The organism is Prevotella melaninogenica ATCC 25845 (assembly GCF_000144405.1).
Taxonomy (GTDB): Bacteria; Bacteroidota; Bacteroidia; order Bacteroidales; family Bacteroidaceae; genus Prevotella; species Prevotella melaninogenica.
Genome location: NC_014370.1, coordinates 1,186,036 through 1,201,208, shown reverse-complemented (window position 1 = coordinate 1,201,208; position 15,173 = coordinate 1,186,036). Strand labels below are relative to the sequence as shown.

The 15,173-nt window shown below is 41.5% G+C and carries 10 protein-coding genes and 1 tRNA gene; 5 read left to right on the top strand and 6 right to left on the bottom strand.

Annotation, left to right across the window (positions count from 1 at the left end):
• Positions 1-49: 49 nt before the first annotated feature.
• Positions 50-1,456 (bottom strand): aminopeptidase P family protein, encoded by a 1,407-nt coding sequence (locus HMPREF0659_RS04785; RefSeq protein WP_013263925.1) that lies wholly within the window; start codon positions 1,454-1,456, stop codon positions 50-52.
• 87 nt (positions 1,457-1,543) lie between these two features.
• Here HMPREF0659_RS04785 and HMPREF0659_RS04780 point away from each other — a divergent pair, with 87 nt between their 5' ends.
• From HMPREF0659_RS04780 to HMPREF0659_RS04765, 4 genes are all read left to right on the top strand, one after another.
• On the top strand, positions 1,544-2,410 hold the full coding sequence (locus HMPREF0659_RS04780) for a patatin-like phospholipase family protein (protein ID WP_013264448.1): 867 nt from the start codon (positions 1,544-1,546) through the stop codon (positions 2,408-2,410).
• Between the two features lie 714 nt (positions 2,411-3,124).
• Entirely contained in the window at positions 3,125-3,763 is a 639-nt protein-coding gene (locus tag HMPREF0659_RS04775; protein ID WP_013264823.1) for a DUF4827 domain-containing protein, read from the top strand.
• A gap of 96 nt (positions 3,764-3,859) precedes the next feature.
• Positions 3,860-5,251, top strand: a complete 1,392-nt coding sequence (gene glmM, locus HMPREF0659_RS04770; RefSeq protein ID WP_013264387.1) for a phosphoglucosamine mutase — start codon at positions 3,860-3,862, stop codon at positions 5,249-5,251.
• 467 nt (positions 5,252-5,718) lie between these two features.
• Positions 5,719-7,761: a TonB-dependent receptor gene (locus tag HMPREF0659_RS04765; protein WP_013264499.1), complete on the top strand. Its 2,043-nt coding sequence runs from the start codon at positions 5,719-5,721 to the stop codon at positions 7,759-7,761.
• Between the two features lie 167 nt (positions 7,762-7,928).
• Here HMPREF0659_RS04765 and HMPREF0659_RS12625 read toward each other — a convergent pair whose 3' ends face one another.
• Positions 7,929-8,093, bottom strand: coding sequence for a hypothetical protein (locus tag HMPREF0659_RS12625; RefSeq protein WP_155812155.1), 165 nt, complete (start codon positions 8,091-8,093; stop codon positions 7,929-7,931).
• A 187-nt stretch (positions 8,094-8,280) separates the two neighbouring features.
• On the opposite strand from HMPREF0659_RS12625, the gene HMPREF0659_RS12620 reads away from it, so the two are divergent.
• Positions 8,281-8,451, top strand: a complete 171-nt coding sequence (locus HMPREF0659_RS12620; protein ID WP_155812154.1) for a hypothetical protein — start codon at positions 8,281-8,283, stop codon at positions 8,449-8,451.
• A 28-nt stretch (positions 8,452-8,479) separates the two neighbouring features.
• Here HMPREF0659_RS12620 and HMPREF0659_RS04760 read toward each other — a convergent pair whose 3' ends face one another.
• The 4 genes from HMPREF0659_RS04760 to secG form a co-directional block, all read right to left on the bottom strand.
• Positions 8,480-13,420, bottom strand: a complete 4,941-nt coding sequence (locus HMPREF0659_RS04760) for a DUF4132 domain-containing protein (RefSeq protein ID WP_013264701.1) — start codon at positions 13,418-13,420, stop codon at positions 8,480-8,482.
• Positions 13,421-13,560: 140 nt separating this feature from the next.
• Positions 13,561-13,965, bottom strand: a complete 405-nt coding sequence (locus tag HMPREF0659_RS04755; protein WP_044045990.1) for a hypothetical protein — start codon at positions 13,963-13,965, stop codon at positions 13,561-13,563.
• A 657-nt stretch (positions 13,966-14,622) separates the two neighbouring features.
• Positions 14,623-14,696 (bottom strand) — tRNA-His (locus HMPREF0659_RS04750).
• An 89-nt stretch (positions 14,697-14,785) separates the two neighbouring features.
• Positions 14,786-15,166, bottom strand: a complete 381-nt coding sequence (gene secG / locus HMPREF0659_RS04745) for a preprotein translocase subunit SecG (RefSeq protein WP_013264513.1) — start codon at positions 15,164-15,166, stop codon at positions 14,786-14,788.
• Positions 15,167-15,173 lie beyond the last annotated feature (7 nt).

Here is a 15,173-nt window from a genome sequence, read left to right as displayed (position 1 = left end):
GATACTCTTGCGGCAACCTTGATGTAAATATTAATTATTAAATGTTTTCTTACTTTCGGTTTGCTGCAATGAAGTCTTCGACATCTTGTGGATGATAAGGAATAATATCCTTGCCTATGAATCGGCACCCATCCTTGGTGATGAGAAGATCGTCTTCAAGACGGATACCTCCGAAGTCCTTGTACTCATCTAACTTATCGAAGTTGAGGAAGTCGGCACAATGTTTCTTTGCACGCCACTCGTCAATCAATGCTGGGATAAAATAGATACCCGGTTCATCAGTAACGACAAAGCCCTCTTCCAAGCGACGACCCATACGTAAGCAGTTAGTACCAAACTGCTCAAGGTTAGGACGCGTCTCTTCATCGAAGCCAACATTAATTTGATCGAAAGACTCCATATCGTGAACATCCATACCCATCATATGACCAAGTCCATGAGGCAGGAACATAGCATGTGCACCTGCAGCTACAGCTGCATCAGTGTCGCCCTTAGCCAATCCAAGTTCTTTCATACGATCAAAGATGATACGGCAAATGGCAAAGTGAACGTCCATATACTTAACACCTGGCTTAGAAAGCTTTAATGCAGCATCGTGGCACTCCTCTACGACCTTGTAAATCTCCAATTGTTTCTGAGTGAATTTACCACTTACAGGGAATGTACGGGTGTTATCAGAACAGTAGTGGTTGACAGTCTCAGCACCACAGTCACAGAGAGCAAGGCGACCAGCCTCCAATACTGCCATCGAAGGATTGCCATGCATAATCTCACCATGCTGAGAGAAGATGGTTGGGAATGATACCATGGAACCATATGAGTTAGCGATACCGCTAACCTGACCACCAACGAACTGCTCAGTTACACCTGGCTTACCCAATATCATAGCAGTTGTGTGCATCTTGTAGCCAATAACAGCAGCACGCTCCAACTCCTCAATTTCTTCCTGTGTCTTTACAGAACGCATCTTAACAACCGCACGGATAAGTTCCATACTTGCTGACTCTTTCTGTTGATTAGGATGAATACCAAAGAGGTCGAATATTTGAATCTTAATATCAGCACGATAAGGAGGTAGGAAATGAACCTTACGATGCTCTCGCAACGCATTGTTACAAATGGTCTTTAGACCCTTCATGTTGACAGTGTTGGCTACACCAACGGCATTAGCCATATCTTTTACAGAGTCAACGCTACCGTACCATACAATGTCGTCGATATCAATGTCATCGCCAACAAGTGTTTCTGTGTCATTGTCAATATCAATAACACCAACTAATCCGTCACGTTTCTGACCAAAATAATAGAGGAATGATGAATCCTGACGGAAAGGATAATATCCATTCGCAGGGAAGTTTGCAGGCGACTCATTGTTGCCAAAGAGAATAATAATACCCTCTCCAACAAGCTTCTTAAGCTCTGCACGGCGCTTTACATAGGTTTCTTTGTTAAACATATTTCAATTATTAGTTGGTTTGAATGCAAAGATAGTTATTTTTGTTTGAAAGTTATTAACTTTGCAGTTGTTTTTTAACGAGATTTTATGCAAATAGATAGGAATACGGGTTTAGTGTTAGAAGGAGGAGGGATGCGTGGTGTATTTACCTCTGGTGTTTTGGATGCTTTCATGAAATATAAGCTCTATTTTCATTACATCGTTGCAGTATCTGCAGGAGCATGTAATGGTTTGTCGTATGCCAGTCGTCAACCGCGTCGTGCTCGTATTTCTAATATTGATATGCTTGCCAAGTATGATTACATAGGCTTGCGCCATCTCGTTACGCAGGGATGTATTTTTGACCCAGATTTACTTTATCATCGCTTCCCTTATGAGCTTATTCCTTATGATTATGAAGAGTATTTCTGTAATTGTAGGAATGGGGATATCTTTGAGATGGTGGTAACAAACTGTCAGACTGGTTTTGCAGAATATCTCTCAGAATCGTCAGGTGATACGCATCGTCTTAATGCGTTGGCACGTGCATCTTCAAGTCTTCCTTATGTTAGTAAGATTGTTGAGGTGGATGGTAAGGAGTTATTGGATGGTGGTATTGTTGACTCTATTCCTATACTGCGTTCTATAGAGACTGGACACGAGACAAATGTGGTCATCAGTACGCGTAACAAAGGTTGGAGAGATACTGGACGTGACCATAAACAACCCAAGTTTATCTATCGCAACTATCCACGTTTACGTGTTGCTCTGAGCCGTAGAATAGAAGCATATAATCGGCAACTCGACTTGGTGGATGAGTTGGAGGAACAAGGTAAGATACTTGTTATTCGTCCAGAAGAACCTATTGTTGTAGGACGAATGGAGAAAGATGTTGATAAGCTTGAGCATCTCTATGAGGAAGGCTTCCGAGTAGGTGAACAATTTGTGAAGGAGCATCTTCCTCATCTTCTCTAAAAATGGTGTAAATATCTATTGTACAAAGGAATATGTAGAAGAATAGGGGCTGTCTATAGTTTTTGGTAGATAGCTCCCATTTTTATTGTAATTTAGCTGATTCCTTTCTTTGTAACCATAAGCGCATCTTCTATTATATCCTTTTTAATACTCGAAAAGTCACCGACAAAACCTTGAAAATTCATTACATAATTTCAAATAAAACATTCATAAATAACGCCAAAAGCACAAACAAGTGATAGCTTTGTAACAAGCAGAATATCAATTAGTTATAAATCGGCAACGTAAAAGGTGCTTATTTGGACTTCAAAAGGGCGTTAGTAAGGGTCTTAAAGGGCACCTTTTGCAAGTCAATTAGGCATCTTTTAGAAGCCAAAAGAGTATGTATTGGTTTTGAATCACGTGAAAATAGTTTACAAATAGATAATGATATGAGCATAAGTTATTTGTAGATTAAGGATAGCGATAATATCTATTTGTCTTTTATTGTGCAGTTATCCTCCTTTGTGAGCCCAACTAATAAGAATTATACATATTGTGGTCTAATGACCGATTTGGGTTTAACAGAAGAACCTGAAAAATAGGGGTTCTAAGTGATAAAACTACTATAAAGTTTCTTTTTACAACCTACCTTAATATATTTTCTTACTTCTTATTTTCCCTTTCTAAATACTTTTTCTTATCTTTGCACAACATATTAAAATAAGAAAACGAATGAAGAAGATAAATTTTCTCCTTGTTGTATTAGCTGCAGTGTTGGCGTTTAGTTCATGTAATAAGACTGAGACTTATGCTGATCAGTTGGAGCGAGAGACTGAAGCGATAAACTCTTTTATAGTCAAGAAAGGTATAAAAGTAATTAGTGAAGAGCAGTTTGCTAAACAAGGAAATACTACAGATACAACGAAGAATCAGTATGTTCTTTTCCCAAATACTGGTGTTTACATGCAGATTGTTGAGAAAGGAACTGGCGAAGTAATTAAAAAAGGCGAGACAGCCACTGTCCTCTGCCGTTTTAGCGAGCGCAACCTTATTACAGATACGCTGCAGTTATCTAATCAGTTCCTCGTCTTTGGTCCTAAGGTTGACAAGATGTCTGTAACAAACACAAGTGGAACATACACTGCTTCATTTGACCCTACTTCCAGTGTGATGGCTGACGTCTATCAGAGTACTTCTGTTCCTGCAGGTTGGTTGGTTCCAATGCCTTATATTGCTCTTGGTAGATTGGTTAATGCTTCATCTAAGTTGTCACACGTGAGACTTATCGTTCCTTCACAGCAGGGTCAGCTTAATGCTTCAAAGGCAGTCTATCCTTGCTATTATGACCTTACTTTCCAGAGAGGTCTTTAATAGGCGGTGAAGAAAGAAGAAGTAAAAGAATAGAGCGAGAAAAATTAATAACGCAAGAGAACAATAAGGGGAATACCCTTCAAACATATTTTAAGTATGACGCTTATTAAATCTATTTCCGGCATTCGTGGAACTATCGGAGGTCGTGCGGGGGATACGCTGAACCCGCTGGATATTGTTAAATTTGTTTCAGCATACGCTACTTTCATTGCACGTAAGCACCCTGGAAAGAAGCTAAAAATTGTTGTTGGACGTGATGCACGTATCTCTGGTCCAATGGTTAAGAATGTTGTATGCGGTACGCTGATGGGTATTGGTGCAGATGTTGTGAACATCGGTTTGGCTACAACACCTACAACAGAGTTGGCTGTACGTATGAGTGGTGCAGATGGTGGTATCATTATCACTGCTTCTCATAACCCACGCCATTGGAATGCTTTAAAACTTCTGAATGAGGAGGGTGAATTCCTTACTGCAGCTGATGGTGCTGAGGTCTTGGATATTGCAGAGCGTGAGGACTTCGTCTATGCAGATGTAGATGGTTTGGGTAGTTATACTGATGACGATTCATTTGATGAGCGCCATATAGAAGAGGTGATGAACCTTGAATTGCTCGACCTTGAGGCTGTTAAGAATCGTAAGTTCCGTGTTGTAGTTGATTCTATCAATTCTGTTGGTGGTGTTATCCTGCCTAAGCTTCTCGATCGTTTAGGGGTTGAATATAAGTTCTTGAATGGAGAAGCAACAGGCGACTTTGCTCACAATCCAGAGCCAATCGCAGCAAACCTCACAGGTATCATGGACGAGGTTGCCAAGGGTGGTTATGATTTGGGTATTGTTGTTGACCCTGATGTAGACCGTTTGGCATTCATTCAGGAGGATGGTAAGATGTATGGTGAGGAGTACACACTCGTCACAGTGGCAGACTATATCCTCGAGCATGTAAAGGGTAACACTGTTAGTAACCTCTCTTCAACTCGTGCTTTGCGTGACGTGACAGAGAAGCATGGCGGTAAGTATTATGCTTCTGCTGTAGGTGAGGTGAATGTTACCACAAAGATGAAGGATGTCGGTGCTGTTATTGGTGGTGAAGGTAATGGTGGTGTTATCTATCCAGAAAGCCATTATGGTCGTGATGCCCTTGTTGGTATTGCGCTCTTCCTTAGTTCTTTGGCACAGAAGGGACTGAAGGCAAGCGAACTTCGCAAGACTTTCCCAGAGTATTTCATCGCAAAGAATCGTATCGACCTTACTCCTGATACAGATGTTGATGCAATCCTTGTTCGCGTGAAAGAACTTTATGGACAGGAGAAGGATGTACAAGTAACTGATATTGACGGCGTTAAGCTCGACTTCCCTGATGCTTGGGTTCATCTTCGTAAATCAAATACAGAACCTATTATTCGTGTTTACAGCGAGGCTAACACTATGGAGGCTGCTGATGCGTTAGGTAAGAAACTTATGCAGGTAGTTTACGATATGCAGTAAAATAACCTTATCATATAAAAGAAAAGGATGCTTTAGAGAAACCTCAAAAGCATCCTTTTTTTATTGATATCCGTTTTATGTAATATTTCATCACCACCTTATATATGCCTTTTGTTGACTTATAAGGTGTAGGAGAATTTTGTTCTATACCTCAGTATACGCTCTTTCAATTTTGTGTTAAGGTGCGGCATGAAATACGTTGACTATCAGCAGATTCCGTGCGAAGCTATAGCATGTAGGGGAAATATACAACTTTGCAATGATGAGATGATATTTGTATTTCGTAAATACTATTCATTCTCTGTCTATTGTAGAATATAATTAAAGCAAAAAATATTACTTCTCAATAACATTTGTCAACTTTTTACTTGCTTTTTTCTTATTTATTTTCTTACTTTGTGACGATAGTTATAAAGCCTAAATATAATGTCATATATGCTTGTATACGGCTGAAAAATAGCAGTAAGATGGATAAATGGAAAATAATTTGTGTGATCTTTGGTGTGATGACACTTCCTGCTGTTGCACAGACTGATTCTGTATCAAAGAATGTTCAGCTGAAGGAGGTGGTCGTTGCAGGTGATATGGCGAAACGAGAGGTGGATCATATCGACTGTATTCCTACTCCGAAACAGCGGAAACATGCTCATTCCGGATTTGAGCTTATAAAGAATATGATGTTGGCTGGTGTCAATGTGGATATTGAGAATGGTGTTATAACAACGCCAGCAGGTACGGCAACGCTGTATATCAACGGTAGGAAGGCTTCTGTGAGAGAGATAACTTCGTTACGTCCAAAGGATATCCTGCATGTAGAATACTATGATATGCCTACGGGAAAGTATGCTAACGACAAGGCTGTGATAAACTATATTGTTAAGACTTATACTTCGGGTGGTTATACACAAGTGGATGCTTTGCAGGGAGTAGGCTATCTGAAGGGTGATTACAACCTTACCTCAAAGTATAGTCTCGGGCATTATAATGTCAATCTATGGGCAGGTAGCAGTGTACAGAACCCTAAGGTTTACGGTGAAACGACGACAGATTATCTACTGGATAACCCTATTCATAAACAAGAAGCAGCGTATGATACTGATATGAAGAGTATCGGTCGTTACGTTAATGCCAGTCTTAGTCGGAGGACGGAGCGTACAACGTGGATGATTAGAAGCGGTGTTGAAGTCAGCACAAGGCGTGATGATGTCTTGAATGGTAGTTTGATATATACGGGTTATACCATTCCTTTGTCGTTTACGAATAATGTTCTTGAGCATGATAAGACTGTAAAACCCACTCTTTCCCTTTACTTTAATCGTAATTTCAAGGGTGGAAAGAGCCTTGAATGTTCATTGGATGGTTATTATGCACGTAATACTTATAAGCGTAATAGCCTTGAAGACAGAGTTTTCTTGAGTGATGTGAAAGAAGATTATACGTATCTTAACTTTAACTCAAGCTATGTGATGCCTCTTCCCAAGGGACATAATCTAACGTTTAGTCTGATTGAATTCTTGAAGATAAGTCAAGATGAGTATAGAGGTAGTTCTCCGAGTCTGCAGCATCTGCGGTCTTCTGAATCCTTGTTTTTTGTTGATTATGCGAAGCGGTGGGGGAGAAAGGTAATGTTGGTGGCTCGTCCTGGTGTGTCTTACCTTGCTTACAAGTTGCGTGGAGAGCAGGAGGTGACACATTTGGCACCACGTTTTTACTCAATGTTCTCGTGGAGTCCAAATCAGCATCAGGCTTTACAACTGTTCTTTGCCTTAGGAAATACATTCCCAACACTGAATACTGTGAATGCTGCAGAGCAGCAGGTAGATCGTGTCTTGGTGCGTCGTGGTAACCCTACGATGGATAATTCCACGCTGCTTGGTCCTGCTTTGACTTATTCTGTCAACTTTAAGAAATGGTCAGCTTTACTTTCTGCCAACTATGAATATATGAGTAATGCTATTACCAATGTTTTTCTAAAAGATAATAACAGATTGATAAATACTTATTCGAGCGATACACGCTATCATCAATTCCAACTGTTGCTCTCTGCAACGTGGAAGCCTATGAGTGATTTCAATGTGAAATGGGAGGGCGGATATGATTATTACCGTGTAAGCGGAGCTGCCGACGAACGTTTAGGATGCTTTTATGCACGTATGGAAGCCGGTTATTATTTGGGCGATTTCTCGCTCTCAGCTTCTACACAGACAGCTCGCAAGGATTTGATGGGTTGTCAGGAACGCGTACACCAACCATTCCTCTATGACTTGTCAGCAGAGTGGAGTCATGGAAATCTGTCAGTAATCGTCACCGCACGAAATCTCTTTATACAAGGAAATAAGCGTACACGAAGTTTATTAGCCTCTAACTACCAGTGTTATGAGCATAATGTTAGCGAGCGGGATAATTCTTTTGCTTCTGTAAAAGTAGCCTATTCTCTTGACTATGGTAAGAAGGTTAACCATTCTCCTAAGTATGAATCGAAGGCTGCAGAGAGCTCAATTTTGAAGTGATGAGTGTACACAGCGTAGATTACTTGTCTGCTTAATCTTCTTTTGGGAGTTTAGTAGACCACAATTTGTAGTGCTTTTCTGAAAAAGATTGTGGTTCTTCTGAAATATGGAGTGCTCAACTAAAAGTCTTATATAATAGGCACACGGAGTCACGGAGGGTACGGAGGTTATGCAATGTTACGGAGGTGCCGACGGCACAAAGAGCGACGGAGGCGTAGCGTACAGATTCTTGAGAAGTCTTTCGGGATAAACTCTTTGTATATAAATTGCCAATAGAATTGGCAAACAAGCTCCGTCGCTCTATGCACCGATGGTGCCTCCGTGACTTCCATTGCTTTGTTTTAATAATCCTCCGTTCTCTCCGTGCCTCCGTGTGACATTGCTTCAAACTTTAAACACAAATGGCAAACCTTATCACTCCAAGATCCTGAAGCCCCATTGTTTATAATGACCGTTTCTTGTGATATTTGGGTTTAATATTTTTCTTCCTATATACGTGAGTCATTAGCATATTATTATATGCAAGAATCAGGTCAAAAAGAAGTTAATTTCCCATCTTCTTTTATGCTGTTGATGTTCCGCACGTGTGGTGTTGATGCTCCGCACCATTGGTGCGAGTCGTTAGCACCAATAGTGCGGAGCACTAAATACAATGCTATGGATAGCCTTTTGGGCTATGCTTTACCATAGTCAGAGGGATTTGGGATAGGTCTTAACGCTATTCTCGTTTAATCCATTTTAGAATTGTTGGGTCTTTCAGCTTGTTGTCTTCTGCAAGGAGTACCATTTTGGAAACAATCTCTACCGTCTTTGGGTCTTCATCCATAAATGGGAGATAGAGTTTCCCACGGTGCTGACTGTGTACAGGAATGATAGGAATCTCTACGCCACCAACCTGACGCACATTGCCCGAACCGAGGTGGATAGTATAGTCGGCAAGTGCGCCTTTGACGTGAATAAAGTTGTCAGAAACTGTTACATTCTTAAACTTCATTAAGTCAGCAGTACACTTGACAATAGCTGCACGCAGTTCTTTTGTTGAGTTTCCTGTCTCTGGGTCGACACCACCGACGAAGGCAATGCTAACCGTCATGTCTACATCACGCATCACTTCGCTGTAGAGAATTGGGTCAATATCCGCAATCTTCAGTCGATTGTAAGTGCGTGTAGATGAGAAGTAGACATACTCAATGGCGGGAGCTTCCACATCGGCAGGAGTAAACCAGTTGGCTTGTGCATAGAGTTCAACAGAGATTCCTTGGCGATAGAATACCTTGCGCAGCCCTCCTTCATAGTCTGCACTCCACCCACGGCTACGCAATGCAGCTGCTGCCTGCTTCACCTGAATCTGATACCCACTGTAACGAAGTGACTCGTTTTGTTCTGCTTCATCAGGTGTCGGGATGTAAATCTCACGGAATATCTGTTTGAAAGGTTGTACAATCTTCTTGCTGAAGACGAAGTTTTGCCATTCTGACCACGTGCCATCGGCATAGAGTTGCTGGGCGTGGGTAATGGTAATGGGCTCGTCTGCTTTTATCTTCTGGACGCCATTGAGCGTTTCCAGTCCCTCGTTGGTATAGAATCCTGTGGTTGTTCCTTGTCGAAGGAGTAGCAAGCGGAACATCGGACTGACGATAGGATTCTCAGCAATTACCTTTACATCCTGTGGACGTAATGGTGTCTGGCGTATCATCATATCCTCCATAATCGTGCGGGCACGCTTTCTCTGCTTTGTCCACTCCTTGCCCATAGCGGCAATATTGAGGTAGTCAGGATGCTTCTTAATCTTTGCAGGTACCGTTTTCAGCACCTTCTCACCTTGTTGAATGATGAGTTTGTTGGTGCCATCCTCTGCAAACTGTAGTTTCAGTGTGTATCCCTCCACGTCTATCCCTTGTAGGAAAGCAGCGTTGTCAGTCACCTGCTGGCTCTCCATACGCCACGTTAGCTGTATCGGGTCAGCATATCCGGCACCGCGTGAGAGGTTGAGTAAGGCAATCTCACATACTCTCTTCTCTGATGCCTGACGCTGTGCGCCATACTGCTTAGACTCTTTCAGAAAGGCTTGTATAAGCTGATAGCGTCGTTGCAAAGCCTTGTCGCTCTTGTCTGGGAGTAGTCCCAATGAACATACGGCATCCTTGTTGCGCTTAGAGTGTATCTGTTCTGTGATCGTTTCTTCGTCTATCTTGCCGAGAGCTGTGTCTGCAAAGCGACGTGCCCGACTGTGATAGTTGCTGTTTCCGATGTATCGTGCAGCCTTGTAGAACAGGTCGAAACGCTTTTCTCCAACCACGGTATAAGCTTCGTGGAAGAGTTTTTCGTCAAAGGCTCCATCGGCAAGATCAGCTGGGTCGAGGTCGGTGAAGAGCGCTGTTGCAGCCCTCTTCTCGTCTTCGCCCATCTCCTTAGTATGTGCAATGAAGTAGTAATAGGCAAGGTCGAAGCCTTCCCAGTTGAGATACGCTTTGATAAGTGGAACCCACTGCGGTGCAAAATATGCCAACTCTAAGAGTCTGTCGTCTTTGATTGTCTTAAGTATTTCTGGCGTATCTGTTTCGAGTGGGAAGGTACGCTCAATGATATCGGTCAGCACTGCACGCTTTTCAGTTCCATAGCTACTTGCTATCAGGTGGTCTTTGCCTAATGCTTTCATTGCTGTAACCATGTATTCAGCGCCCTGAAGTACCATTGCGTCATTTATACGGATGATGATATTAGAGGCTGTTGTCGGTGCATTGAGGCGCGTCATTTCAATCTTGAAGAGGTGTTGAGCTATCTTATTGATGATTCTCTCCAGATTCTTGTAAGTCTCTTTGCCGTAACGTGCGTCAACATTCTTCTCATCTTCATATAGTAAAGTAAGTTGGTGCCCTCGTGTATTAGAGATATAATCTCCTGCATTACGTAGTTCTTCTCCTTCGTCATTCAGCAGTAACTCCATAAAGGCATCGTCAGACAGCTTGCCTTGAAGATTGTAATGCGACAATATGAGTGCATCGATTGTATAGTATGAATAGTATAGGTTCTTATCCAGTCGGGCTATTGGCGCATACTTCCCATACATTGCCATTGTCATATCTACAAAGAGTTTGAACTCTTCTTCATTTCTCCAACAGTTTCTTGCGTATCTCATTGCAGTCTGGAAGAGTTCGCTATTGAATACGTGTTCATCATCATCTGAACCGTAACTGGAAATCCTTGTGTATCTGTTGGTTGGACAATGGAAGAATATCAACGCCAGAATGGAGTAGGCTTGAGAGAAAAGTAGGGAAGGAGTCTTCTTTTCTAAATCGTTGAGCAATGCTTGTACGATGAGTCGGAAGTGGCTGCCATACTTCCACGTTTCAATGCTTTTCTTGTTCTTGAATGGATAATTGTCAGCATCAAGTTCTACGAATTCGGTGCTATAGCTGTCTTCAAGTACTGATAGCATTAAGTAGATACCCAACAAATCTTCATCCTTGAGAGTATGATCTGCCAGAAAACTTTTCCAGAGTTCAGGATAAGGGAGTGTATCAAGGGTATGCTCGTCAGACGTAAAGGAAAGATAACTGTCACCAATTGTTTGGGTTCCTCCCCAATAGTTCTTATACTCCTTGTCTGCATTGTCCTCTATAATCTTTTCCAGTTCGGTGTATAGCTTGCGCAGTTCGTCAATGGTGTAGGTAAAGATAGAGCCTGCGTCTGCACGGTTCTTGCTGGTAATCTTATTGAATACCTTACTAAGGAACGACTGCGAATCATTCTCTGTTAGGAAAGGATCAGATAGCTTAATGGTCGGAATATCCCCCGTCTTGTATAGACCGTAACCACCTTCTGCACCGGAATAGGTTGTAGGAGCAGTTGTATTTGCCTCTTCACTCGTAGAAGCAAAGTCCTTTGCAAGCTGTTTGCTGCCCTCCCTAAGCTCAGTCAAAGCGGCTGTTATATAGTCTCCCTTCGTTGTTTGCAAGCGTTCGTATGATGCTTTCAGCTGTTTGTAGGGCAACGTAAGCAGTACACGTACAGCCTTACTTCGTGTGTCAGAAACCTTGGATTTAAGTTTCTTCTCTATATCTTTGACATCTGTTGTGGTAAATTCTTCCTTGTAGAAGAAGGTCAAGAGGAAGGCAAAGCCCTCTTTCTCATAGCCAAAGATATTCTTAACAAGGAACTGGCGACGTGCTTCAGGACTGCCTAAAGGGTAATATTCCTTCATAAAGGTGTATAAAGGCTTCTTTTTCTTATCCTCTTGGCTATAGTTATAATATCTTATGAAGTGCACTCCCCAGTTAGGTATCTTCTCAAGAAGAATATGGTCAATCGTTTCCTGTGTCTTCATTTGGCTGGCAAGTACCCACAGAGCATTGATGAAGTGTTCGCGTGAAAGACGGATATTGAACCATTCAAAGCCTTTGAAGGTGAAGTCCGTGTTATTCTTAACCTCCTTCTCCCATTTCGCAATCTTATCAAAAAACTTTTGGTAAAGTTCACGTTGCTTTCCCGAAACGCAGTCAACCTTTCCATATTCATACTTATCCTCCCTGGCTGTACAACTTAATTGTTCTATGAAGAAAGCCTTTGTGAAAGGATCATCCAGATGCTTTGCAAAGAACTCGAAGTGGTCAGTAACTTTGAAATGACTTGAACGGTCAAGATAGTAGATGGCTGCAATATGGTTCTGGAGAGGGGTGTCGCCATCAATTAACTGTAAGGCATCACGCTGTGCAATACTGAAATTCTCAGCACCAGCGGTATATAAAGCAATGTAAACGAGTAGTGCATTCGGACCCGTATAGGCTTTTACTCGTTCCTCTGGATGGGTCAAGAATAGATGAATTCCTTCGAAGATCGTTTTGATATCCTTGTCGGTAACAGACTCATAGCCGATACCAGCCCATGTCTGAACAGATCGTCTAACGGAACTATAACGCAGAAGTCCTTCTTCGGCAATGACATCCAGCATTCGTTTATAGAATGTCAGGCTGTATTCATTACCACATTCTACGATACTCTGGCGCAGACCCTCTTGTAGTTTTGCAGCCCTCAGCACGTTGAGGAGGAGGGTATGCAACTCCTCGTTATTATTAGATTCTATGGCTGTGATGAGACTTTGCGTAAGGATTCCGACGTTATTTTCACTGGTCAGTACCTCTTTTACTGCCTCAATAGTTTCTGATTTTCCCTGCTGGATGGCAGCTGTAAGTACAGGAGTAAATGAAAGGTAATAGCTGGTTATGTCAGGGTATTGTCCACGGATTAGCTCGTCAATCGTGAGACCGTAGGCAGCTGCGGCAAAGAAGGCACGCATTGTGTCAGATATATCATCTGCTATCTCCTGTAAATCAATGCCTTTTCTTACATCTATACGATAGATACCTTTCGTGTGAGAGAGTTCTTTAAGCTGCTTTAAATGTAGTTCTAAAAGCTGGGAATAGTTCTTTGGAAGAATGTGAGGGAGGTTTGCACCTGCAGAAATAAGTTCCTTTATGGTACGGAAAGGAATCTTCTCTTCGTCATAACCTTTGTAAAAAACATTTTGGTAGTAATTGAATTGATAGTCTTCTTCCTTGCATGTGTTTACAAATCTTTTCTCCCATATATTGCATTGGGATAGGTTGATGCTATTGATATATTGCGAACAGTGTTCCTGTAACTCCTTCTTTGTTTTCATATTTTATTCCTTTCAATAAGTTTTTAGATGGTAAATACGTTCCAGCCAATGCGAATTTGCTGGTTAGTAAGACTTATAAAGTAGTGATCTTTGCTGAATCTAATACTTTTTCCCTCACTATTTTCTCTCTAAGTTTAGCCTTAAAAATAAAGACCTGTGAGCATTGTGAGTCTGAGAAAGACGACTTCTGTTCCTTGGCAGAGGGTGATAGGGCCATTCCATTCCGTCACTTCTTCACCATTGATAAATACTTTGAAGAGACCATCATCGTATGCCTGCTTTGTTCGTTCCATCGCTTTTGCCATTGTGTCGTGGTTTTCGCTATAGTTCTCAGCAAAGCGGATGCGTCCTTCCTCAGCCTGCGCAGCTATCTCACTGTCGGATAACGCATAATTCTCTTTTAGTGTCTGTGCTTCTGTTAGGCCCTTTTGGGTTAAGATGTAGAGAAGGGTCCCGAGCGTATTGGCGGTTTCATTAATCGCTACAGGGTTCCTTCCTAACTCCTTTCTACTTCCTAACTTCTTTTTTATAATGTATATTTCCATTTGTTTAGGGATTTCTTCCTTTTGCAAATATAGGAAATAATTGGTAAACAAATGGATCTTATTACATATCTTTGACTGTGGAGGGGAATAATAGTGGGGAGATTGATAAAGGAGAAAATCGTTAGAATGTCGTTTTTAACCCAAATCATTCATTAGAGGCTAAATATATTTTGTTTTATTGTCGAGCAGATCGTTTGTCTTTGGGCTGCAGGCGTAGTGGGCTACATTAAGCTACAAAGACAAACAAGATGCCCATAAGAAAATAAAAGATGTTAGGAGATGCTGTTTTATGTTTCGAAATCGTTTTCAATTTGCTGTCATTACTGTCACATAAAGTTGTTGTATAACTATTTAATTATCAGTGAAGTTATGCGAAATGTTAAAAGTGACAGCAAACTAAAATAAAAATATCCTTGTAATAGTTTCGGCTCTTGTTAGGGAGTCTATGTCACTTCAAATATTGAAAAGACTTATTTGTATAAGTTCATTACGGTCTTATTCTGGGTTTTAGGACTGACCCTTTATTATTGCTTTAAACATTGTTATATTTCAGTCAATAATTAGTAAATATACAACTTGTAGTATCTTTGCATAGTGACAATGATGTACAAAAGAAAAAGCGGAGGTCTTTAAAAGACTTCCGCTTAATTCTTGAAGGGTGGGTGGTGGGATTCGAACCCACGACATTCAGAACCACAATCTGACGCTCTAACCAACTGAACTACATCCACCATATTGGCTATTTCTTTTTAGCGAGTGCAAAGGTACGGGTTTTATTTGGACTGACCAAATATTTCCCGTACTTTTTTATTATTTTCCCTTATTTTGCTGGTGCTGCTGGTGCAGCTGGAGCAGTAGGTGCCTGTGCTGCTGGAGCAGCCTGCTTCTGCTGGCTTGCACCGAAGTTAGGCAAGTTGTTAGGGTTTGTTGTATTGTCATCTAATGCAGCTTTCTCAACAACACTTGCATCTGTGGTTGCTGATGGTGCAACGTAAGCACTTGCTACACTGATAATAACCATTGCGATAGCTAAGCCCCATGTAGTCTTCTCTACAAAGTCTGTAGTCTTGCGAACACCCATGATAGCATTAGATGATGAGAAGTTTGATGAAAGACCACCGCCCTTTGATTCCTGAATCAGAACGACACCAATCATCAAGAGTGCTGCAATCACGATAAGAATTACGAATAACGTGTACATTTTCTTG

Coding starts and splice junctions, on each gene's coding strand:
- HMPREF0659_RS04785 (WP_013263925.1), bottom strand. CDS start 1,456: ATGTTTAACAAAGAAACCTATGTAAAGCGCCGTGCAGAGCTTAAGAAG.
- HMPREF0659_RS04780 (WP_013264448.1), top strand. CDS start 1,544: ATGCAAATAGATAGGAATACGGGTTTAGTGTTAGAAGGAGGAGGGATG.
- HMPREF0659_RS04775 (WP_013264823.1), top strand. CDS start 3,125: ATGAAGAAGATAAATTTTCTCCTTGTTGTATTAGCTGCAGTGTTGGCG.
- glmM (WP_013264387.1), top strand. CDS start 3,860: ATGACGCTTATTAAATCTATTTCCGGCATTCGTGGAACTATCGGAGGT.
- HMPREF0659_RS04765 (WP_013264499.1), top strand. CDS start 5,719: ATGGATAAATGGAAAATAATTTGTGTGATCTTTGGTGTGATGACACTT.
- HMPREF0659_RS12625 (WP_155812155.1), bottom strand. CDS start 8,093: ATGGAAGTCACGGAGGCACCATCGGTGCATAGAGCGACGGAGCTTGTT.
- HMPREF0659_RS12620 (WP_155812154.1), top strand. CDS start 8,281: ATGCAAGAATCAGGTCAAAAAGAAGTTAATTTCCCATCTTCTTTTATG.
- HMPREF0659_RS04760 (WP_013264701.1), bottom strand. CDS start 13,420: ATGAAAACAAAGAAGGAGTTACAGGAACACTGTTCGCAATATATCAAT.
- HMPREF0659_RS04755 (WP_044045990.1), bottom strand. CDS start 13,965: ATGGAAATATACATTATAAAAAAGAAGTTAGGAAGTAGAAAGGAGTTA.
- secG (WP_013264513.1), bottom strand. CDS start 15,166: ATGTACACGTTATTCGTAATTCTTATCGTGATTGCAGCACTCTTGATG.